Genomic DNA, 21,126 nt, shown 5'->3' with positions numbered 1-21,126 from the left:
GAGGAATCTTCCTTGCGCCCCTACTCACGTGAGGGACAGGGCAGAATCACCGGGTAACGACGTGAAGAAGGGTTGAGCGCCATGCGGTGTCCGTCCTGCGCCGTGCAGGCGCCCGAGGGGCAACCGTCGTGTGCCCACTGTGGTAGTGCCCTTCCCGCCGCCCCGGGTGCGTCCTCCGCTCTCGCCGGCGCCTACGCCGCACCGACGAGCAGCACGGAGAAGACGATCTTGTTCGACAAGTGGCCTCCGGAACCCGAGCCCGAGCAGCCCGCCCCGCCCGTCCCGCCCGCCCCGCAGTTCGGCGCGGCGGCCCCGGGAGCCGAGGGCGCGGCCTTCGGCACGCCGTACACGCCGCCGTTCGGCGCGCCCGAGACGCCCCCGCCCGGCGCGGGCCCGTCCTTCCCCGGCGCGCCCTTCCCGCAGCAGCAGCCCTACGCGGCCGAGCCGCCCTTCACCCCCGGCACGCCCCCCAACGGCGCATTCACCCCCGGCCAGGGCTTCCCCCCCATAGGCGGCAACCCCTACGCCGACCAGCCTTACACCGACACCCCCTTCACCCCTGACTCCCCACCCCCCTCCGACCGCTACCCCTCCCCCACCTTCCCCCCGGACTCCTCCTTCCCGAGCAACCCGGGCTTCCCCACCCCTCCCCCTTTCCCTTCCGACCCTTACGCGAGCGACCCCGCCCTGTCGGCCTACCCCGCCGACCCGTCCCCAGCCTTCCCCGGCGGCCCCGGCAACGCGAGCACCCCGGGCCTCGCCTACCCAGGCGACCCGACGAGCAACCAGGTCCCCGGCTACCCGAGCGACCCGACCTCCGCAAGCAACCCGGGCCTCGCCTACGACAACGCCTTCGGCAACGACCCCGCCTTCCCCAACACAACGCCCCCACCCGGCACAGGCAGCGGCCCGTTCCCCAGCGACCCGCCCTTCCCCGCACCCCCGATGTCCACAAATGGCCCGGGCTTCCCCGACACCGCCTTCCCCAACGGCGCACTCCCCGCGAACGGCCCCGGCTTCCCCGGCGACAACGCCTTCACGAGCGACCCGGCCTTCTCAGGCGGCGCGATCTCCGCGACCGGCCCGGCCTTCCCCGGCGACAACGCCTTCCCTGACACCGCGTTCGCCAGCGACCCGGGCTTCCCCGGCGGCGTACCGGCAGGCGGCCCGGCTTTCCCCGGCGACAGCGCGTTCGGAAACGACACGGGATTCCCCTCTTCGTCGGCGACCGGAACGGGACCCGGCAGCGGCCCGACCTTCCCAGGAGGATCGGGACCTGGCGGTGGCCCGGGCTTCCCCGGTGACAACGGCTTCCGCGACACCGAGTTCAGCGGCGACACAGCCTTCCCCGGAGGATCGGGGCCCGGCAGTGGGCCGGGCTTCGGCGGTGACAACGGGTTCCGCGACACCGAGTTCGGCGGCGACGTGTCCTTCCCCGGAGGGACGGGGCCCGGTGGGCCGGGCTTCGGCGGAGACAACGGGTTCTCTGACGCCGGGTTCGGTGACGATCCGGCGTTCCCGGGTGGGGCCGCGTCCGCGAGCAGGGCCGGGGGCGACGCGTTCTCGGACACCGCGTTCCCGAGCGATCCCGGGTTCCCCGGAGGAGCGACAGCGGCCGGTGGGCCGGGGTTCGGCGGCGACAACGGCTTCAGCGACAACGGGTTCGCGAGCGATCCGGGGTTCTCGGGTGGCGCGATAGCGGCTGGCGGGCCGGGGTTCGGCGGCGACAGCGGCTTCAGCGACAACGGGTTCGCGAGCGATCCGGGGTTCCCCGGCGGAGCGATAGCGGCTGGCGGGCCGGGGTTCGGCGGCGACAGCGGCTTCAACGACAACGGGTTCGCGAGTGATCCGGGGTTCTCGGGTGGGGCGATATCGGCTGGTAGGTCCGGGTTCTCCGGTGACGGGGGGGTCGGTGGTGGGGCGGGGTTCGCTTCGGATGGGGGCTTTGCGGGGGATGCTGGGTTTGGGGGTCAGGTGAGCGGGGTCGGAGGGTCGACAGACGGGGAGCGGCAGGGGGAGCGGGTGTTCCCCGGGGGGTCGGATTCGTTCCCAAGGGGTGCGGACAGCACGTTCGCGATCGACCGGGGTGAGGTGCCCGGGTTCGGGGACGGGGGGTTGCCGCCCGGGTCCACGTTCGCGGCTTCTGTTTACGATCCCGCGCCCGCTACGCCGTTCGCGACGCCGTCGGACGATCCGTTCGGCGCGCCCGGGCCGTTCGGCGGGTATCCGCCGGCGGGTGAGGGCGGGTCGCCGTTCGACTCGACGTTCGCCGGGTCGCCGGGCGCGCTCGCGGCCGGTCCGCCGCCGCCCGCCGAGGACCCGGGCGAGGCCACCCAGTGGTGGACGCCCGCGCTCGACGGGCCGTCCGGCGCGAGCCCGCTGCCGCCGACCCCGTCGGCTCCCCCGGCCGTGCCCGCGCCCGCGCCGGAACCGCCAGTCGCGCCCGTCGTGCCCGACTCGTGGTTCGCCGAGCCCGTCGACCCGGGCAGGGCCGCCGCGCAGGCCACCGCCGCGCTGCCGCCGCTCGGGCAGCCGTCCGCGCAGGGGCCCGCGGGGCACGCGCCCGCCGGGCCGCCCCCGGTCGCGCAGCTTCCGGCCGGGCCTCCGGTCCCGTACGCGCCGCCGCCCATGCCCGGCCCGTACACCGCGGAGCGGCGTGAGGAGCGTCCGCTGTGGGACCCCGACGGCCCCCTGCCCATGACGCGTTCGCACCGCGCCCCCGCTCCGGAGTCCGGCCGCGCCGACCGGGCGCGCAAACCCATGCTGATCGGCGTCGCCGCGCTGGTGGCCGCCGCGATCGTCGCCGTCATGTTCGTGGTGTTCGGCGGGGACGACGCCGACCCCGTCCAGACGGTGAAGCCGCAGAAGTCGTCGGACAACGTCGCGGCGGGCTCGTCGGCCGATCCGGCCGCCGCGCGGCAGGCCAAGAAGGTCAACGCGCTGCTCAACGCGTCGTCCAAGAGCCGTACCCAGCTCGGGTCGGCCCTGGAGAGCGCCAAGAAGTGCAAGCGGCTGCCCGAGGCGATCACGTCGATGCAGCAGATCGCCCAGCAGCGGCAGGAGCAGTTGCAGCGGGCGCAGAACCTGCGGCTGGGCAAGCTGCCGAACCGGGGCAAGCTGCGCTCGACGCTGGTCCGCTCGATCCAGCTGTCCCTCGACGTCGACAACGCGTTCCTCGCGTGGGCCGACCGGCACAAGGGCTGCAAGGGCAAGACGCCGACCAAGGACCCCGACTACGAGCGCGGCAACTCCCTGTCCGCGCAGGCCAGCACCGCCAAGAGCCAGTTCCTTTCGGTGTGGAACAAGGTCGCGCCGACGCACGGGCTCGCCAAGCGGCAGCACTTCTGAGGGGCCGTGCGGGGAAATGCCGGGCATGCTGGCGCTAATGTGAGCTGCGACGAACGCCAGGTCTGAGCACTCCCCCCTGGAGCGACCGCGATGCAGTGTCCCGAATGCCGGAGCGAGACCCCCGGTTCCCTCGGCCGGTGCACCCGCTGCGATGCGCAGCTCCCGCAGGCGGACGAGGCACCGTGGACGCCGCGCTTCTCCGGCGAGCCGTGGCCGCCCGAGCCGTGGCAGCCCGATCCTGCGGTGCGTTCGTCGTGGCGGCCGCCCGAACCCGTCGAGGAGGAGCGCGCGCCCTGGCCCGACCCGGTGACGCCGTCGCCGAGCCCCGCCGAGCAGCGCGCCGAAGCGCCCGAGGAGCCGCCGCCGTGGCAGGCCGACGACACCCCGTGGGCCGAGCAGCCCGATCCCGGGTGGGGCGGCGCGGGCCGTCCTGAGGCGTGGGGCGGGTCCCCGCAGCCGCCAGGCCAGGCCGGCGACGACCCGCCGAGGGTGTGGGGCAGGGCCCCGCAGGCCCCGCCGCGCACCCCGCAGTCCTCCGACGACTCCGCGCGCCGCTACCAGGGCGGCGACTGGCTCCCGGACGAGGGCCCGCGCTGGCGCGGCCCGCTCGCGGCGGGGCTCGTCGCGGCGCTGCTGACCGCGGCGATCGTCGTCGGCTACGTCTTCTGGACGCGCGACTCCGGCGCCGACACCGACCTCCAGCTGAACGGCGGGCAGGGCACCGAGCAGGCCGCGCCGCCCTCCCCCGGCGACGGGGTCGACGCGGGCGACGAGGCGGGTGGCCCGTCCGGCGACGCCGCCGCGCAGGCCGAGGCCGTCGACGGGCTGCTCGGCGAGATGAAGGGCAGCCGGAGCAAGCTCGCGAACATCACCTACTCGTGCGCGAACACCGAGTCGGAGATCTCGACGTTCAGCACAGTCGTCGGGGAGCGTGAGGCGCAGCTCGCGTCGGTCGGCAAGCTCGACACCGCCGCGCTGCCCGAGGGCGCGGAGCTGAAGGAGGCGCTCCAGGCCGCGCTCCAGGCGTCGGTGGACGCCAACTCCGCGGCCCTTGAGTTCCTCGAGGACGACGGGCCCTGCGACGGCGTCGACCCGGCCGACCGGTTGAAGGCCGTCAACGACAAGGCGACCGAGGCCAAGGAGGCGTTCCTCGCCCTGTGGAACCCCGTCGCGGAGGACCAGGGGCTCCCCGAGCGGGAGACCGGGGAGATCTGACCGCGATGTCCGGGAGCGCCCCCGGGCCGTGGATGCGCGTCGAGGCGGTGCCCGCGGCGCAGCGCACGGCCTCGCCCGAGTGGGACTTCCTGACGATGCTGCCCGCGGCGCTGTCGGCGGCGCAGCAGCGGCGTCCGTTCGTCGCTGGGTGGCTGTCGCGCGGGGGCGGGACGCCGCTCGACCTCGTCACGAACGCGGTCTCCGGGGACGGGGGGCTGCTGTTCCCCAACGGGGCGCGCGGCACGCGGTATCCGGTGGACTTCCTTGCGGAGGCGTCGCGGCTCGTGTGGACGCGCTGCCCTGGGCGTCAGGCGCCGCCGTTGGCCTCGCCGCCCGCCGAGGGCGCGTCGCTGTTCGAGTCGATGCTGGTGACGCTGCTCGGGCGTCCGTTCGGGTGGCTCGTGGCGGCCGAGCCGCGCACCGAGGCCGAGCTCGAGGACGAGATCAGGGCGGTCAGGCACGAGCTGCGCATGGCCCGCAGGGACGAGCAGGGCGGCGCGGAGCGGCTCGAGCGCAGGCTCGCCGAGCTCGACGCCTACCGCGAGGGCGCGCTGTGGGACGTCCGGGTGCTCGCGGGCGCGGCGAGCGCCGCCGACCTGGAACGCGTCGCGCCGGTGCTCGTCGGCTCGGTGGAGCTCGGCCACCACCCGTACCGGCTGCGCACCGGACGCGGCGTACACGCGCTGCGTGACGCGCTCGCGGGCGGGCAGGAAGGGTTCCCGTTCGCAGCGACGGCAGGAGTTCTAGCGCCGCTAGCGGGGCTGCCGCGGCGTGAGGTTCCCGGCGTGCGGGTGCTGGACTCGGGGTCGTTCGACGTGACGTCGGAGACCCCCTCGGGCGGGCTCGTCCTCGGGGAGATCCTCGACGGGCGGGACAGGGCCGTCGGGGCGTTCACGGTGCCGCTCGAGACGTTGAACCGGCACGCGTTCGTCACGGGGGCGACGGGTTCCGGCAAGTCGCAGACCGTGCGGCACCTGCTCGAGCAGCTGACGTCGGCGGGGGTGCCGTGGCTGGCGATCGAGCCCGCGAAGTCGGAGTACGCGGCGATGGCCGGGCGGATCGGGACCCCGGTGACGGTGGTGAATCCGTCGGATCCGGCGGCGGTGCCGCTTTCGGTCAATCCGCTCGCGCCCGAGCCTGGGTATCCGGTGCAGGCGCACATCGACATGGTCCGCGCGCTGTTCCAGGCGGCGTTCGCGGCGGACGAGCCGTTCCCGCAGATCATCGCGCAGGCGTTGCAGCGGGTCTACGAGGAGTGCGGGTGGGACGTCGTGACGGGTGCGGGACGGCCCGGCGCGCACGTCCGTCCGGCCGTGCCGACGCTCGAGCAGTTGCAGCGCGCGGCCTTGGAGGTCATCGACGACGTCGGCTACGGCAAGGAGCTCATGGCCGATGTGAAGGGGTTCGTGGACGTCCGGCTGCGGTCGCTGCGGATCGGGTCGGCCGGGCGGTTCTTCGAGGGCGGGCACGACGCCGACATCAGCGGGCTGCTGCGCGAGAACGTCGTCCTGGCGATCGAGGACGTGGCCAACGACGAGGACAAGGCGTTCCTCATGGGCACGCTCATCATCCGCGTCGTGGAGCACCTGCGGATGCGGGCGCGCGAGGAGCGTCCGCCGGGCCTGCGGCATGTGATCGTCATCGAGGAGGCGCACCGGCTGCTGCGGCACCGGGAGAACGCGAGCGCGCACGCGGTCGAGCTGTTCGCGGGGCTGCTCGCGGAGATCCGCGCGTACGGCGAGGGGATCGTGGTGGCCGAGCAGATCCCGGTGAAGCTCATTCCCGACGTCGTCAAGAACACGGCTCTGAAGATCGTGCACCGGCTTCCGGCTTATGACGACAGGCACGTCGTGGGGTCGGCGATGAACCTCGATCCCGAGCAGTCGCGCGAGGTCGTCTCGCTGCGGCCGGGGGTCGCGGCGGTGTTCGCCGACGGGATGGACCGGCCGCTGCGCGTCCGCGTCCCGCACGGCGAGGGACGCGAGCGCAGGATGCCGGGCCCGCCGCCGCCGATCGCCGGACGCCGCTCCGCCGCCTGCGGCACCGAATGCCGGGCGGGCCGCGCCTGCTCACTGCGCGAGTTGCGCGAGGCCGAACTGCTCGCGGGCGCGACCGAACAGGCGTGGCTGCGGCTGTGGACCGAAGTCCTGGTCGTCGCCCACCTGGTGAACCGGCCCCTGCCCGAGGTCCCCGCCGACCTGCGCCGCGCCTGGCAGCGCCTCGGCCCACGCACCCGCGAATGCATGCTCGCCACCGTCGTCGACCGCACGGTGGACCGCCGCGCCCGAGCCCTCCGCGCCTCCTTCGACCCCCTCGACCTGACCCGCGCGGTGACGTCCGCCGCAGGCCCCCTCCTGAGCGGCACCCCGGCGGCCGCCCCTCCGGGCCCCGCCTTCGTCATCCCCCAACTCCGCTGGCTCCACGAGATAGACAAACTCCTCCCCCTCGACGTCCCCACCCCCGACGCCCACGCCCCCGCCCCACCCCTCGACTACGCCCTCTCCGGCCTCCGCTCCCGCGACCCCGCCGTCAAGATGGGCCACCGCCTCCACGCCCTCCGCCGCCACCCCCTGTCCATGGACCTCCCCGCCAACCGCCCCCCGGCCCTGACCGCCCTCATCGGCACCCCGCCCGACCCTTTCGAAACCGACCTGGAAACCGTCTCCGTCGGCCTCCCCCCCACCTCCCACCTGGACCACCTCACCACCTCCCTCAACACCCCCTGGCTCCCCCCGGTCCTCTCCTGGCCCGACCGCCTCATCGACCCCCCCAACCCCGACCAAAACGACCCCGACCTCTAGCCGTCATGCGGGTTGTCAGTCTTTGTTGGGGGTTAGGGGGTGGGCGGTGGGGAGGGTGAGGATGCCGGGGTTGGTGTCGAGGAGGTGGATTTTGGATTTGTGGGCGAAGACCATGGCGGTGGGGGGGAGGTCCTGGAGTTGGCGGCGTTCTGGGCGGAGTTCCCGGGTGGGTTGGGGGGTGGGGGCACCGGCGACCGTGTCGGGCCAGGGGCCGGTGCGGATGGCGTCCAGGAGGGTGGGGGCGGGGTGGGTGGGGGCGGTTACGGGGGCGGTGAGGATGTGTTCGTCTTGTTTGCGGCGGGCGTAGGCGATGGTGCTGGGGTAGGGGCCGGTGGGTTCTTCCGGGGAGGCGCGTTCGGTCGTTTCCGCCAGGAGGAGGCGGGGGTCTGCGCCCAGGTAGGCGGCGGCTGCGGCGGCGTCGTCGGCGTTGCCCAGGCGCATGAAGCCGACGGCGCTGCTGCCTCGGCCGAGGCGTTCGCGGACGTGTGGGGGGATGGTCCGGTAGAGGAGGACCAGGCCGGTGCCTGTGGTTTCGCAGGCGTCGGTCAGGCGGTCTATGACGTCGCCGCGTAGCTTCTCCGCGCCGCAGAGGAAGAGGGTGTGGTCCCAGGGGTTGCTGCTGGGGGACTGGCGTAGGAGGTGCGTGAGGACTGTCGCTACGTAGGTGCCCAGGACCTTGTTGGTGAGGACGCCTGCTTTGCGGTCGAGGGAGACCACGCGCAAGCGCGCTGGGGGGAGGTGGACGGTTTCCGCGCCCAGGTCGTCGAGTTTGCGGAGTTGGGATTCCAGGGTCCAGGCGCGTTCCAGGACGACGCGGTCGGCGGCGGTTCTGCCGAACAGGGTGGTGAGGGCGTCGAGCTGGGGCTCGGTGAGGAGGCCGGCGCGCAGGTCGTCGCGGGGGTCGCCGACCTGGCCGAGGGCGCGCAGCGCGGCGGTGATCTGGCTGATCCGGGGCGTTTCGCCGAGGACGGAGATGACGCGCTCGAGGATCGAGTTGTCTATCGAGGTGTCGCGTACGGTCGACTCGGCTTCCGTGGCGTTGACGACGACGGAGAGCACGTCGGCGAGGGCCGACGGGGACAGCCGCGCGCCGAGGTCGAAGCGGCGCAGGTCGGCGGGCAGCACCCACACCAGCGGGTCGTCTCCGGCGGCGCGCAGCAGGTCGCGCGCGACAGCGCCCTCGGAAAGGTCGAGGACGGTCACCTGCGATCCGGCCGCGAGCCGCGCCGAGCCCATCAGGGTGACGGCGGCGGCCCACCCCGCGAGGGTGCCGCCGGCGACGTCGATCCTGTCGACGCCGGGCGGGACGGGCACGGGATGCCACTCGGGCTGGTCCTCGTAGGCGGCGCGCTGCCTTTCCCACGCCAGGCGCGCCCGGACGTACCCGTCCTCGGCCTCCGCGCGCCGCCGCTCGACCCGCGCCCGCTCCCGGTCCTGCCTGACCTGCTCGGCCCGCCGACGAATCCGCATCGCCTGCTCGCCCTGCCAGATCGCCCACCCCGTGATGCCCGCGACGAGCGCGCACGCGAGCAGCCCGACGAGCGCGAACGGCCACGGCAGCCAGTCCAGCACGCCGAGCGTCAACAGCAGCACGGCCCCCGCGCCCGAGAACCCGGCGGTGTACTTCAGCGGACGGTTGAGCAGCGTCTCGCCCTCGTACCGTTCGGCCTCCTCCCGCCACGTGGGCGCGACGCGGACGTGCGGGGACGGAGGCCGGGGTGCCGGCCCCGGGTCGGGGTGCGTCTGTGCGTAGCGCCAGCCGACGAAGACCCGGTCCATAACCGTGCGGTCCACCTCACGTCGTCCACGTCCGGTGTCCCCTGTTCGTCCGAAGGTTCCTGCATGTGTCAGTCGCGGCGTGTCCGGTAGTTTCCCACTGGTGTCAGACTAAGAAGGTTGCCGGTTTTCCGCCCGGAGTTCAACGGAACAGGTCGGGAGCCTTCATGCCAAGTCGGGCACACGACACAACTCGCCGGACATCCGACCGATATCCCTGCCGCTGCGTGACACGTGGGTCACCGCTGGATGAGGACGTTGCTCAGTTCGGTGCCGAGCTCGGCCGACGCCTTGTTGGCGACGCCGTCCTTGTCCTTCTTGCCGAGGTCGCCGCGGTAGGCCATGGAGAACAGCACGAGGTTGCCCTGGGTGTGGATCTGGCACCAGGTGTGCACGAGGCCGTCGCCGAACGACTTCACGCCGCTGCCCTTCTTCGGCGCGATCAGGTACGGGTACTGGCTCGCGCGCTTCACCGCCGAGGCGGCCTCGGTGCTCTTCATCGGCATGATGACGACCGTGATGACGGCGTCCTTCTTGGGGCTGCTGTAGACCGCTCCCTTGAACCTGCCTATGCACGGGTTCTTCGTCAGCGCCTTGCGCAGGCTCTTGGGCGCGATAGACGGGCACTTGCCTGACGCCGTCCCGACCCTGCGGTAGGTCGTGCCGAACGACGTCTTCACCGACGCCTTCAGGATGTCGGGGACCTGCCTCGGGCCGGTGTCGGCCGGGAGCGTCGGCACGTCGATCGGCGGGATCGACACCGTCGGGATCGGCGGGGCGCTCACCGTCGGGAGCGCCACGACGGGCCGCTTGTCCTTGGCCTCGTCCTTGCCGAGCAGGCTGACGGCCGTCACCGCGCCCACCGCGACGACGAGGGCCACCACGACCGCGCCCACGATGAGCACGGGGTTCGTCTTGGCCTTCGGCGGGCCGGGCGGCGGCGCGGGGAACCCGCCCTGCCCGAACGGCGGCGGCGTGCCGGGCGGCGCGTAGCCCGCGCCGTACGGGGGCGCGAAGGGCTGCGGGGTGCCGGAGGGCGGCGCGAACGGCGGCGGGGTGCCCGGCTGCTGCGCGAACGCCTGCGGCGCGGCCTCCGGCTGCGCGAAGGGCTGCGGCGCGCCGGGCTGCGGGGCGAAGGGCGCGGCGGGGAACGGCGGCTGGGTGCCGGGCCCTGACTGCGGCGGCTGCTCGGGCTGCGCGCCGGGCGGCTGCGCGAACGACGGCGGCGCGCCCTGCGGCTGCCCTGGCTGCACCAGCGGCGTCCCGAGGTGGGTCTCCTCCCCCGGGCTCTGCCCCTGATAGGGCGACGGCTCATGGCTCCCGGGATTACCCATACCCCAGAACTTTACCTGTTTATTGGCCCGCAGGGCCGGGCGCCTTACAAGCCCGGCGCCGCCCCTCCGGCCCTGGGGGGCCTCCGGGGCGACACCGGGGGCGCCCGGCCCTGCGGGCGGGCGGACGACTCGGGGGCGTTGCCAGGCCCCCAAGCTCGCCTGGCCCCCGAGCTCGCCGGGCTCCGAGCGGCCGGGGACCCAAGCTTGCCGGCCGCCGAACTGCCGGGGACCGAAGCTCGCCTGGCCCCCGAGGTTGCCGGGTATGCGAAGAGCCCCGGAACGGGTTCCGGGGCTCTTGCGTACGGGGAGATTTCCGCTCTGCCTAGATGGCGACCTCGAGGCCGGCGATGGTGCCGGTCTCGGCGGTCACGGACGAGTCCACGCTGACCCCGCCGGGGGCCAGGACGCGGACGGTCCAGGAACCGTCGGCGGCGAAGAAGCGGAACACGCCCTCCTCGCTGGTGACGACCTCGGCGGTGAACTCACCGCTGGAGTCGAGCAGCCTGGCGTAGGCGCCCGAGACGGGGGACCCGTCACGGATGACGGTGCCCTGGATCACCGCCTCGTTGTTGAGGTCGACGGTCGCCGGAAGGTGAGCGGTCTGGGCCGGGGCGGCGCATCCCTGGGTCATGACTGTTCTCCCTTTGGAGCTTTGAACCGAACTTGGCTGTGGCCGGAATTACCGGGAGACCCGGACTACTTCGCGGGGCCGAGCTCGACCGGCACGCCGACCAGCGAGCCGTACTCGGTCCAGGAACCGTCGTAGTTCTTGACGTCGGGCAGGCCGAGCAGCTCCTTCAGGGCGAACCAGGTGTGCGAGGAGCGCTCGCCGATCCGGCAGTAGGCGATGATCGGGTTGTCGAGGTCGACGCCCGCCTCGGTGTACAGCGCGCGCAGGTCCTCGTCGGACTTGAAGGTGCCGTCGTCGTTCGCGGCCTTGGACCACGGGATGTTGCGGGCGGTCGGCACGTGGCCGGCGCGCTGCGCCTGCTCCTGCGGCAGGTGGGCCGGCGCGAGCAGCTTGCCGCTGAACTCGTCGGGGGAGCGGACGTCGATCAGGCCCTTGTTGCCGATGGCGTCGACGACCTCGTCGCGGAACGCGCGGATCGCGAGGTCCTGCGCCTTGGCCTTGTAGTCGGTGGCCGGACGGGTCGGGACGTCGGTGACCAGCTCGCGCGAGTCGAGCTCCCACTTCTTGCGGCCGCCGTCGAGCAGCTTGACGTTCTCGTGGCCGTACAGCTTGAAGTACCAGTACGCGTAGGCCGCGAACCAGTTGTTATTGCCGCCGTACAGGATCACGGTGTCGTCGTTGGCGATGCCCTTGGACGACAGCAGCTGCTCGAAGCCGACCTGGTCCACGAAGTCGCGGCGGACCGGGTCCTGCAGCTCGGTCTTCCAGTCCAGCTTGACGGCGCCACGGATGTGACCCTTGTCGTAGGCGGAGACGTCCTCGTCGACCTCGACCAGCACCAGGCCGGGGGCGTCAAGGTTGGCCTCGACCCAGGCGGCGTCCACCAGGACGTCGTTGCGGCTCATTACGGAACCTCCTCTAGGAGAACTTCTTCTTCGGCGTGACACGCTTGATGATCAGAAACATCTCGCACCCGAGACAGAACGAGAACGCGGCGTTCAGGAACGCCGCCCCGAGTGCGAAGGCGGTGGCTGTGATGCCCAGCCACGTGGCTCCCAGGCTGTATCCGGCCACGCCCACCAGCGCGAACGCAAGGCCGACGCCCTGCGCGAAACGCGGCGGGGCTTCGTCCTCGAGTTCTGCCGGGGGGCCCAAGCGCGGCCGTACGAGGCGGGCGAAGACCAGCCCGTACGGATGGTGACGCAGTCCGAAGAGAACTCCGATCGCGAACACCACGGCCTGAGCGGCGAGGAGCGCCCAGCTTCCGGTGAGGAGAACAGCCAACAGGACGATCGAGGTGAGGAAGGCAGCGAAACGCTGACCTCGCGGGTCGACTTTCATGTGGGTGCTCCCTCAGGAAGCAGGTAGTGCGGGCGCCTGGACGGTGCGGGGAGCTCCCCGCGACAGCGGCTACGGCTGTTCTCAGGCCATGCGACAGAGCGCTGTGGCGACGCGGCAGTAGTCAACCGCCCGTCGCTTCGTCAGCATCTGCTCTGTCCAGTAACGCACGGACACGATGTTACGAGCCTTCCGGCGCGATGTCACCCCCGTCTCGTATGACGAGACGATTACCACGCCGTTAGAAGATCGTTTCGGCTGGTCAGTGTGGGTTCAGACGCTGGTGGAACGTCCCAGGGCGGCGATGACGTCGGCCTTACGGGGCTGTCCGGAAGCCCGTTGGACGATCGCGCCGGACGCGTCGAGGACGAAGACCGTCGGGGTTTTGAGGACGTTCAGCTCGCGGACGAGGTCGAGGTGGGCCTCGGCGTCGACCTCGATGTGCCGGACGCCGTCGACCATGCCCGCGACGTCCTCGAGGACGCGCCGGGTGGCCCGGCACGGCGCGCAGAAGGCGCTGGAGAACTGCAGGAGGGTCGCCCGCTCCCCCAGCTCGAAGTCCCACGTGCGGGTCTGCTCGGCCATCCCCTGCGCCTTCAGCCTTCCGGTCCGTCGCTGCCAGACCAGGCCGAACACGGTGCACAGGGCGAGGGTCGCCACGGCGACGAGAGCTCCGGTCATACCGGAAATGTATGCGATCGGGGTGCTAGAGCGCCCGGTTGAGGGGGACGTTGGCGGCCTCGCCGGTGACCTTCAGCCCCGACGCGACGGGCTCGACGCCGGTGATCTTCGCGCCGAACGGCAGGCCGGAGATCGGGATCGTGTGGGTGAACATGCCCTTCACCGCGGCGAGCGGCACCTGGAAGCCGACGGCGGCGACCTTCTCCGGCACGATCGCGACGCCCTCGTCGGTGAGGCGCAGGGAGACGGTCAGGTCGATCGGGATCTCGCCGACGACCGGCGCGCTGTAGGTGCCCTTGGCGAGGACGTTCCCGTCGGCGCTGCGCGCGACCGCCGTCACGCCGCGGTCGGCGAGCTGCTTCTGCACGATCCCGTAGGGGATGACGGCCGAGGCGACCGCTTTGTCGGCCGTCAGGGATGACGCGTCGCCGTTCATGAGGTCCGACAGCGGCGCGTTCAGGCCCTCCAGCCTGACGTTGACGTCCTGGAGGGAGATGCCCTGGTCGGTGAACGCGCCGATGGACACGTCGACCGAGTCGTACTTGCCGGACAGCGCCTGGGTGAGGAACGGGAAGCCGCCGAAGGAGACGGACGGCTCGGACGTCAGCCGGTACTGGACCGCGACCTGGCGCGCGACCTCGGCCTCGGCGCGGGACTCCGCGTACCGGTCGGCTCCGAAGAGCCCGGCGAGGATCAGCACGAGCAGGACGATCAGCACCTTGCGCATCGGACCTCCGGGTTCCTGGGGCGTACACCAGTGGGACGAAGGTTAATGCCCGGAAAGTTCTTAATGTGACGTCAACCACCGGCGAACGGGGGGAGAACCTCGAGGACGCCGCCCTCGGGGAGCGTCACCGAGGCGTGCGGACGTGCCCCGACGGGGGCGCCGTCGAGCAGGAACGAGCTGCGCCGAAGAACCCGTCGAAACTCCGCATCCCGCCCAGTGCAGGCGTTTTCCAGCGCTTCGGCGACGGTCTCCGCCGCGTAGGGTTCCTCCGGGACGCCGGCGGCGGCCTTGGCCGCGGCCCAGTAGCGGATCACTCCGTTGGCCATCGTCCAAGGATCTCATTCATGTATCGCCCGTAATGAATCGGTCGGCCGACCATTGCCCCTTTCGAGGGCTCGTATAAGCTTCTAGCGAAGGATCCGGGCGATGAGGCCCCCGGGTCCTTGACGTCTTTAAGGGGATATTCCACCCCCGAAGGGCAAGAGAGGGAGGCGGCCGTTGAGCAGCTTGCTGTTGCTCACCAACGCTCTGGAACCGTCAGACGAGGTTCTTCCGGCGTTGGGTTTGCTCTTGCACTCGATCCGCGTCGCGCCGGCGGAGGCGTCCGCCCTGATCGACGCACCACCGGCCGACGTGATCCTCGTCGACGCGCGCCGCGACCTCGTCCAGGCCAAGAGCCTGTGCAGGCTGCTGCGCACGACCGGTCTTGACTGCCCGCTGCTGGCCGTCGTCACCGAGGGCGGCCTCGCCGCGCTCACCCCCGAGTGGGGTCTTGACGACGTGCTGCTGCAGGCGTCGGGTCCGGCCGAGGTCGAGGCCAGGCTCCGGCTCGCGATCGGCCGTTCGTCGGCCGGCGAGGCGGAGGACCAGCCCGGCGAGATCCGTTCCGGCGACCTGACCATCGACGAGGCGACCTACACCGCCCGGCTCCGCGGCCGGGTGCTCGATCTCACGTTCAAGGAGTTCGAGCTGCTGAAGTACCTCGCGCAGCACCCCGGCCGGGTCTTCACCCGCGCCCAGCTGCTCCAGGAGGTCTGGGGATACGACTACTTCGGCGGCACCCGCACCGTGGACGTCCACGTGCGCCGCCTGCGCGCCAAGCTCGGCGCGGAGTACGAGTCCCTGATCGGCACGGTCCGCAACGTCGGCTACCGCTTCGTCCCCGACCACCGCCCCGGCGACCCGGAAGAGGCCCTCGCCGGCAAGAACTGACCACCCCACCACCCACCGGCCCCTGGAACGTTCCTACCCGCCGGTAGGCCCACCCCGCACGCCAAGAAGCCCCCGCGCCCCCCGCCCGGGGGCTCTTCGCGTCCCTGGCACATCCCGGACCTACACCAATCAAATCGACATAGCGACCACCTGCGCTTACTACCTGATGTAGCTATGCGCACACAGATTTGACTTGACGTCTAGACCCCCTAGATTTAGCCTCGTGCCAACGGCGATGAAGCTAAGGGACCTGGTGAGGGCCTTGCTCAAACACGGGTGTTCCGTCCGCTCCGACACGGGCCGCCACACGAAGTGGATCTGCCCCTGTGGACGGCACACGGCGATCCTTCCGCGTCACCGCGAGGTGTCGCCGGGCGTTGTCGGGGACACCGTGGACCGCCTGAAGTGCCTACCGGAGGGGTGGTTGCGGTGAGGGACTACACGGTGCGCGCCTTGCGCTGGGAGCGCGGATGGGAACTTCACATCGACGGCGTCGGAGTCACCCAGGTCCACCGGCTCACCGAGGCCGAAGCCGCCGCCCGCGACTACATCGCCCTCGAACTCGACGTCCCGGCGGACGCCTTCTCGGTCTTGATCGTCCCGAGCGTCGGCGACGGCCTCGACGAGGAGATGCGCGCGGCCCGCGAGGCGACCGCCGCGGCCCAGTCCGCCGCGGCCGAGGCCGCGCGCTCGACGCGGACCGTCGCGTACAAGCTCAAACGCGAAGGGCTCACCGGCAAGGAGATCGCCACCATCCTTCATGTGTCCCCGCAACGCGTCTCCCAGCTTCTCGCAACCGACACCGAACGCGCCGGCGCTTGAGCACCCCCGGGGCGTCGCGCACGGCCCGGGGGCTCTTCGCGTGTCTTAGCCGGCACGGCGGGCCTTTTCCTCGCCTACGTACTCGTTGAGGAACGCCCGTAGTGCGGTGACGGGTATCCGGGTCTCACCCTGTCCCTCCTCGTCCTCGTCGCCCACCGACGCCTCCACGATCTCGCGCAGGTACGCCGTCGGCTTCAGCCCTCGCTCCTTCGCCTGCGCCCGCACGCGCTCGACGACCCGCCGCGGCAACCTGGGTTTCGGGGAGGACTCGATGTGGTGACTTTCGGGGGGTGGGGGTGGGTTTGCGGCATATGTCTGTGAGATTCTCTTTGGCGGCTTGGTGAGGGTCTTCGGTCGGGTGACGGCCGGGGGCCCTTCCTTTCGTTCGAGGAGGATGTATGCGGCTTGCCGTGGGCAGGTTTGCGGGGGCCGGGCTCGGCCTTGTGCTGTTGGGGGGCATCCTCGGTCCGGCGGGCGGCGCGAGCGCGGCCGGCGACCCGTTCGCGGGGGTCGGGGCGCAGAAGGTCGTCTGGGAGAACTGCTTCGGGCCGATCGTGCCGCTCCCCGCGCAGTACAAGCGCCTCGAGTGCGCGACGATCAAGGCGCCGCTCGACTGGCGCAAGCCGAAGGGCAAGAAGATCACGCTGGCGTTCACCCGGCTGAAGGCCAAGAGCGGCAAGCCCAAGGGCGTGCTGTTCACCAACCCGGGCGGCCCCGGAGGCTACGGGCTCGAGCTGCCGCTGGTGTTCGCCGCCGCCGGACGCGAGCGGATGCTGAAGAACCTCGACATCATCGGCATCGACGTGCGCGGCACCGGCCTCAGCACCCAGGCCAGATGCCCCGGCATGTCCTACGCCCGACGCGACCCGCGCGTCGCGGGGAACCTCGACAAGATCCTCGCCGACGCGAAGAAGACCGCGAAGGCGTGCCAGAAGGGCGCGAAGAAGCTTCCCGCGCGCTATGTGACGACCCACCAGACCGTCCACGACCTCGAGTGGATCAGGCGGAACCTGCGGGACTCGTCGGGCAAGCAGGTCAAGAAGATCGACTGGCTCGGCTTCTCGGGCGGCACCTGGCTCGGCGCGCACTACGCGCGCTACTTCCCGCAGCACTCCCGGCGCTTCGTGCTCGACTCGAACGTCGACTTCACCTCGACGTGGAAGAAGGCGGCCGACCGGCAGCCGAAGGGCTTCCAGGACAGGTTCGTCAAGCAGTTCGCGCCGTGGGCGGCCAAGAACGACAAGACCTTCGGCCTCGGGACGACGGCGTCGGCCGTCATCGCCAGGTACGAGGAGATCAGGACGGCCATCGCCGAGAAGGGCCCGATCGAGGTCGACACGGGCGGCGGCTGGATCGAGACGCTCGACGGCCCGACGCTCGACAACACGATCGCCTCGGCGATGTACGTGAAGTACATGTTCGCCTACGCGGCCGACACGCTCGCGTACTACGCCGCGCAGGCGTTCCCGTCCAGCGCGCGGACGCGTCCGGTGCGCAAGCCCGCGGCGACCGACCCGTACGCGGGTGAGACGCCGACGTACTACGACATCACCTGCAACGACACGCGGTTCTCCGGGACGCCGAAGGACCTGAAGGCGCAGGCGGTCGCGGCCGGGAAGAAGTACCCGCTCATCGGCTACTACCTCGCCGACAACCCCTGCCAGCACTGGAAGTTCCCGGCGAAGAACCCGAAGCTGAAGCGTCCGGCCGGGGTCAAGGGCCCGCGGCTGCTGATGATCCAGTCGGCGCTCGACCCGGCGACCCCGCTCGACGGGGCCGAGGCCGCGCACGCCAAGTACCGGAACAGCCGCCTGGTGGTCGTGAAGAACGAGGGCGACCACGGCGTCTACCTCGGTGACAACCCGTGCGTGAACCGGATCGTGGAGTCCTACCTCCTCGACGGCACGTACCCGAAGGCCGGGACGTCCTGCAAGGGCCAGCCGATCCCGGACATGGACGGCGGGGACATCATCGTGGCCGGTGGTCGCGCCCCGAACCCCCTCGCGGAGGCCGAGCGGATCTCCGGCAAGATCCGCCCTTACCTCCCCTTCTGACCCTCCCCCGAGAACTCCTCAGGCCGGACCCCGCCACGGGGTCCGGCCTGAGCCGTTTCGTGCGCCGCCACTACACGGCGAACATCAGGCCCGCGCTGACGAGGACGGCGACGGCGGTCGCGAAGTGGATCCCGAAGGCGACGGCCTTGGTCCCGCCGTTCCGCAGCACAACAAGGGTGTCGCCGAGGGGGTTGAGGGCCACGACGAGCATGTACAGCCCCACCGCCGACGGATCGGCGAACGCGATCAGGACGAGCCCGAGGACCCCGTAGCTGAAGTCGCGCAGCCCCTTGACGGTCAGGTACGCGCTCATCTCCGACGGGACGCCATAACCGGCGGCGGAGGCCACAGGACGAAGAAGGAACAACGCGCCGATATAGGCGCAGAAGACGGACAGGACGATGGCGAGCCCGTAGGCGGCGAACGTGAGCATGGGGGGACTCCCTCTCCAAGTTTTTCTAGCAGCGCTAGCAACAAGAATGACGCTAACATAGCTTCGACAGATTGGCTAGCACTGCTAGAATCAGTGTCATGTCGATACAAGCGAGACGTGAGCGGGAGCGCGCGGAGCGGGAACGGCTGATCGTCATGGCGGCGCGCGAGCTCGTCGAGGCCGAGGGGTGGGACGCGGTCACGACCCGGCGGCTCGCCGAGCGCGTCGAGTACAGCCAGCCCGTCCTGTACAGCCACTTCAAGGGCAAGGACGCGATCATGGCGGCCGTGGCCGTCGAGGGGTCGGCCGACCTCGCGGCTGAGCTGCGCGCGGCGGGCCGGGAGGCCGCACCCGGGCAGGAGACGCTAGCGGAGGTGTCCGCCGCCTATCTGGCGTTCGGCGAGCGCTGTCCCGAGCTGTACGACGTCATGTTCAACCGGGTGCTCCCGCTGCCCTGGGCCACCCCGGAGACCCCCAGCGCGCTCCAGGAGTGCTTCGCGGAGCTGTGCCGCGCCGTCCGTCCGATGGCCGGGCCCGGGGAGGAGGCGGTCCTCGCCGAGGTCTTGTGGAGCTGCCTGCACGGCCTGCTCACGCTCACCCGCAACGGCCGCCTCCCCCGACAGGACCACGACCGCCGCCTCGCCCTCCTGCTGTCCCGTCTGGCGGGCTGACGCACCCGCAGCCGCACACACCGGCCGCACACGCAGGCCGCACACGCAGGCCGTACACACCGGCCGCACACGCAGGCCGTACACGCAGGCCGCACAACGCAGAAGGCCCCCACGCCGCGAGACGTGGGGGCCTTGGGAAGGGACGGGGCCGCGCGCCGAAGGAAACGCGCGGCCCGTCCTAGCCGAGGGTGATGCGGTCGGTCGCCGGGGGCGCGACCGGGGAGTTGGCGGTCAGGTACGCGGTGAACGCGTCGAGGTCGAGCGGCCCGCTCCACAGGTTCGTGCCCTGGGTGAAGACGGAGAAGGCGTCGCCGCCGCCGACGAGGAAGTTGTTCGCCGCGACCCGGTAGGTCCCGGCCGGGTCGACGGCCACGCCGTCGATCCTGATCCCGCTGACGCGCTCGCCGAACGGGTTCGCGAGCGTCGCGGTGTACGTCAGGCTCGCCGACGGGAGCAGCACCGCCGTACGCGAGGCCGTCCACTGCTGCTCGAGGAGCGCGTCGAGCTGCGCCCCGGTGAGCGTCACGACCTGCATGAGGTTGTTGAACGGCTGCACCGCGAACGCCTCGCCGTACGTGACGACGCCGCCGTCCGGCTCGTAAGGCAGGTCCGCGCGGACGCCGCCGGGGTTCATCAGCGCGATCTGCGCGCCGCCCTCGCCCTTGGTGGCGGCGAGCTGCGCGTCGGCGATGAGGTTGCCGAGCGTCGTCTCCCCCGACGGGGTCGTCGCGCGGGTCAGGTCCGCGGTGATCGAGCCGACCGGCTTGTTCGCGACGTCGGCGACCCGATCCTTCCAGGTCTGGACGAACGCGGCGGTCTTGGCGTGCGCGGGGATGTCGCGGGTGACGATCTGGTTGTCGATCGTCACCGACGACCTGTCGATCTCGCCGGTCTTCTTGGAGATCTTGAGGTCGACCTGGGAGATGACCCGGCCGAACGAGCCGCCCTGGCTGTACAGGCGCGGGTTGCCCGACGGGTCCTTCACCGTGCAGATGTACGCCTGGTGGGAGTGGCCCGACAGGATGAGGTCGATCTCGGGGTCGGCCTTGGCCGCGATCTCGGTGCCCGCCCCGGCGCTGCCGTCGGGGTCGGTGGTGGTGGAGCAGGAGTCGGGTGAGCGGCCGGTGAGCACGTTGTCGCCCTCGTGCACGAGCAGCACCTGGGCGTCGACGCCGAGTTCCTTGAGCAGCTTGGAGCCGAACTCGGCGGACTTGACGACCCCGCCGAACTTCAGCCCCGCGATCCCGGACGCGGTGACGATCGTCGGCGTGGTCTCGGTGACCGCGCCGATGAACCCGATCTCCTGGCCGTTGACCTTGCGCACCGCGATGGGCGGCAGCGCGGGCACCCCGTACTGCCGGACGAGCGCGGACAGCCGCTTCTTGTCGATCTTCTTGAGGATCTCCATGCCGGGCAGGTTCGGCAGCGCCGTCCCGTCCTCAAGGAAGACGTTCGCGCCGATGTAGGAGTACTTCGCGCCCTTCCACTTCCCGGCGGGCGACGGCCCGTCGACGGGGTGCGACCCGCCCTTCATGATCCGCTTCAGCTCGCCGTAGCCCTCGTCGAACTCGTGGTTCCCGACCGACGACACGGTGATCCCGACGTTCCCGAGGAACTCGACGCTCGGCTCGTCGTGGTAGGCCGCGGAGATCAACGGGGTCGCCCCGATGAGGTCGCCCTGGGCCACCTTGAGGGTGTTCTTGTTCGACATCCGGTCCATCCACGCGGCGATGTAGGCCGCGCCCCCGGCGTCGACGGTGTTGCCTGCCTCGTCGACCATCCGGCCGGACGACCCGGTCGGGGGCTCGAGGTTGCCGTGGAAGTCGTTGAGCGCGAGCAGCCGCACGGGGACCGACTGGTCTTTGGGCGGCTTGGGCGGCTTGGGCTTGGCCTGGACGCCTGGGGCTGTCACGGCGAGGACCGCCGAGGCGGCCACCGCCCCGGCCAGCAGTGTGCTGCGGAGGCTGCGCGTCCTGCTTGAGGGCTTCATGCAGATCCTTTGGGGGTCTGAAGACGGGAGTCCACCGATGACACTAAAGATCTCCGTCATACGTGTCACTTGGAGATTGATGAGAACGTCTGC

Annotated in this window: 20 protein-coding genes; 8 read left to right on the top strand and 12 right to left on the bottom strand. The window is 71.4% G+C overall.

All coding sequences use genetic code 11. The features are described 5' to 3' along the window. The first annotated feature begins 228 nt into the window (after positions 1-228). The 3 genes from R9X44_RS00360 to R9X44_RS00350 all read left to right on the top strand — a co-directional run bounded on the left by R9X44_RS00360 (position 229) and on the right by R9X44_RS00350 (position 7,364). Positions 229-3,348, top strand: a complete 3,120-nt coding sequence (locus tag R9X44_RS00360) for a hypothetical protein (protein ID WP_319811885.1) — start codon at positions 229-231, stop codon at positions 3,346-3,348. Positions 3,349-3,438: 90 nt separating this feature from the next. Then, positions 3,439-4,563, top strand: a complete 1,125-nt coding sequence (locus R9X44_RS00355) for a hypothetical protein (protein WP_319811884.1) — start codon at positions 3,439-3,441, stop codon at positions 4,561-4,563. A 5-nt stretch (positions 4,564-4,568) separates the two neighbouring features. Then, positions 4,569-7,364, top strand: a complete 2,796-nt coding sequence (locus R9X44_RS00350) for an ATP-binding protein (RefSeq protein ID WP_319811883.1) — start codon at positions 4,569-4,571, stop codon at positions 7,362-7,364. 15 nt (positions 7,365-7,379) lie between these two features. Here the strand turns inward: R9X44_RS00350 and R9X44_RS00345 are convergent, their stop codons facing one another. From R9X44_RS00345 to R9X44_RS00310, 9 genes are all read right to left on the bottom strand, one after another. Then, positions 7,380-9,158 carry a hypothetical protein gene (locus tag R9X44_RS00345; RefSeq protein ID WP_319811882.1) on the bottom strand — a complete coding sequence of 593 codons (1,779 nt, stop codon included), beginning with the start codon at positions 9,156-9,158 and terminating at the stop codon, positions 7,380-7,382. Between the two features lie 221 nt (positions 9,159-9,379). Then, entirely contained in the window at positions 9,380-10,474 is a 1,095-nt protein-coding gene (locus tag R9X44_RS00340) for a hypothetical protein (RefSeq protein WP_319811881.1), read from the bottom strand. 322 nt (positions 10,475-10,796) lie between these two features. Next, the gene (locus R9X44_RS00335; RefSeq protein ID WP_319811880.1) at positions 10,797-11,105 is read right to left on the bottom strand and encodes a DUF1416 domain-containing protein; all 309 of its coding nucleotides are present in this window, start codon (positions 11,103-11,105) and stop codon (positions 10,797-10,799) included. A 65-nt stretch (positions 11,106-11,170) separates the two neighbouring features. Next, positions 11,171-12,010, bottom strand: a complete 840-nt coding sequence (locus tag R9X44_RS00330) for a sulfurtransferase (protein ID WP_319811879.1) — start codon at positions 12,008-12,010, stop codon at positions 11,171-11,173. Positions 12,011-12,023: 13 nt separating this feature from the next. Further along, entirely contained in the window at positions 12,024-12,446 is a 423-nt protein-coding gene (locus tag R9X44_RS00325; RefSeq protein ID WP_319811878.1) for a DUF4395 domain-containing protein, read from the bottom strand. A gap of 81 nt (positions 12,447-12,527) precedes the next feature. Further along, positions 12,528-12,593, bottom strand: a complete 66-nt coding sequence (locus tag R9X44_RS35635) for a putative leader peptide (protein ID WP_413774902.1) — start codon at positions 12,591-12,593, stop codon at positions 12,528-12,530. A 123-nt stretch (positions 12,594-12,716) separates the two neighbouring features. Beyond that, positions 12,717-13,028 carry a thioredoxin family protein gene (locus R9X44_RS00320; RefSeq protein ID WP_319812767.1) on the bottom strand — a complete coding sequence of 104 codons (312 nt, stop codon included), beginning with the start codon at positions 13,026-13,028 and terminating at the stop codon, positions 12,717-12,719. 121 nt (positions 13,029-13,149) lie between these two features. Further along, on the bottom strand, positions 13,150-13,851 hold the full coding sequence (locus R9X44_RS00315; RefSeq protein WP_319811877.1) for a DUF2993 domain-containing protein: 702 nt from the start codon (positions 13,849-13,851) through the stop codon (positions 13,150-13,152). A gap of 71 nt (positions 13,852-13,922) precedes the next feature. Then, on the bottom strand, positions 13,923-14,177 hold the full coding sequence (locus tag R9X44_RS00310) for a MoaD/ThiS family protein (RefSeq protein WP_319811876.1): 255 nt from the start codon (positions 14,175-14,177) through the stop codon (positions 13,923-13,925). Positions 14,178-14,349: 172 nt separating this feature from the next. Between R9X44_RS00310 and R9X44_RS00305 the strand changes: the two genes are divergently transcribed. From R9X44_RS00305 to R9X44_RS00300, 3 genes are all read left to right on the top strand, one after another. Then, a complete protein-coding gene (locus R9X44_RS00305; RefSeq protein WP_319811875.1) occupies positions 14,350-15,063 on the top strand; it encodes a response regulator transcription factor in 714 nt (237 codons plus the stop codon). 235 nt (positions 15,064-15,298) lie between these two features. Next, positions 15,299-15,496 (top strand): type II toxin-antitoxin system HicA family toxin, encoded by a 198-nt coding sequence (locus R9X44_RS35630; protein WP_413774901.1) that lies wholly within the window; start codon positions 15,299-15,301, stop codon positions 15,494-15,496. After that, positions 15,493-15,885: a hypothetical protein gene (locus R9X44_RS00300; protein ID WP_319811874.1), complete on the top strand. Its 393-nt coding sequence runs from the start codon at positions 15,493-15,495 to the stop codon at positions 15,883-15,885. The genes R9X44_RS35630 and R9X44_RS00300 overlap by 4 nt, the downstream gene beginning before the upstream one ends. Positions 15,886-15,930: 45 nt before the next feature. Here R9X44_RS00300 and R9X44_RS00295 read toward each other — a convergent pair whose 3' ends face one another. Then, a complete protein-coding gene (locus R9X44_RS00295; RefSeq protein WP_319811873.1) occupies positions 15,931-16,110 on the bottom strand; it encodes a hypothetical protein in 180 nt (59 codons plus the stop codon). Positions 16,111-16,283: 173 nt separating this feature from the next. Between R9X44_RS00295 and R9X44_RS00290 the strand changes: the two genes are divergently transcribed. Continuing rightward, on the top strand, positions 16,284-17,939 hold the full coding sequence (locus R9X44_RS00290) for an alpha/beta hydrolase (protein WP_319811872.1): 1,656 nt from the start codon (positions 16,284-16,286) through the stop codon (positions 17,937-17,939). Between the two features lie 70 nt (positions 17,940-18,009). Here the strand turns inward: R9X44_RS00290 and R9X44_RS00285 are convergent, their stop codons facing one another. Then, the gene (locus R9X44_RS00285; RefSeq protein WP_319811871.1) at positions 18,010-18,372 is read right to left on the bottom strand and encodes a DUF4267 domain-containing protein; all 363 of its coding nucleotides are present in this window, start codon (positions 18,370-18,372) and stop codon (positions 18,010-18,012) included. A gap of 98 nt (positions 18,373-18,470) precedes the next feature. Between R9X44_RS00285 and R9X44_RS00280 the strand changes: the two genes are divergently transcribed. After that, positions 18,471-19,043, top strand: coding sequence for a TetR/AcrR family transcriptional regulator (locus tag R9X44_RS00280; protein ID WP_319811870.1), 573 nt, complete (start codon positions 18,471-18,473; stop codon positions 19,041-19,043). A gap of 178 nt (positions 19,044-19,221) precedes the next feature. On the opposite strand, the gene R9X44_RS00275 is transcribed toward R9X44_RS00280, so the two are convergent. Then, positions 19,222-21,033, bottom strand: a complete 1,812-nt coding sequence (locus R9X44_RS00275) for a bifunctional UDP-sugar hydrolase/5'-nucleotidase (RefSeq protein ID WP_319811869.1) — start codon at positions 21,031-21,033, stop codon at positions 19,222-19,224. Positions 21,034-21,126: the final 93 nt, after the last annotated feature.

The sequence above is a fragment of the Actinocorallia sp. A-T 12471 genome (genome assembly GCF_033875155.1).
Lineage (GTDB): Bacteria > Actinomycetota > Actinomycetes > Streptosporangiales > Streptosporangiaceae > Actinocorallia.
Note: the sequence above shows the minus strand (reverse complement) of the source record. Positions and strands in the feature narration are given on the sequence as shown.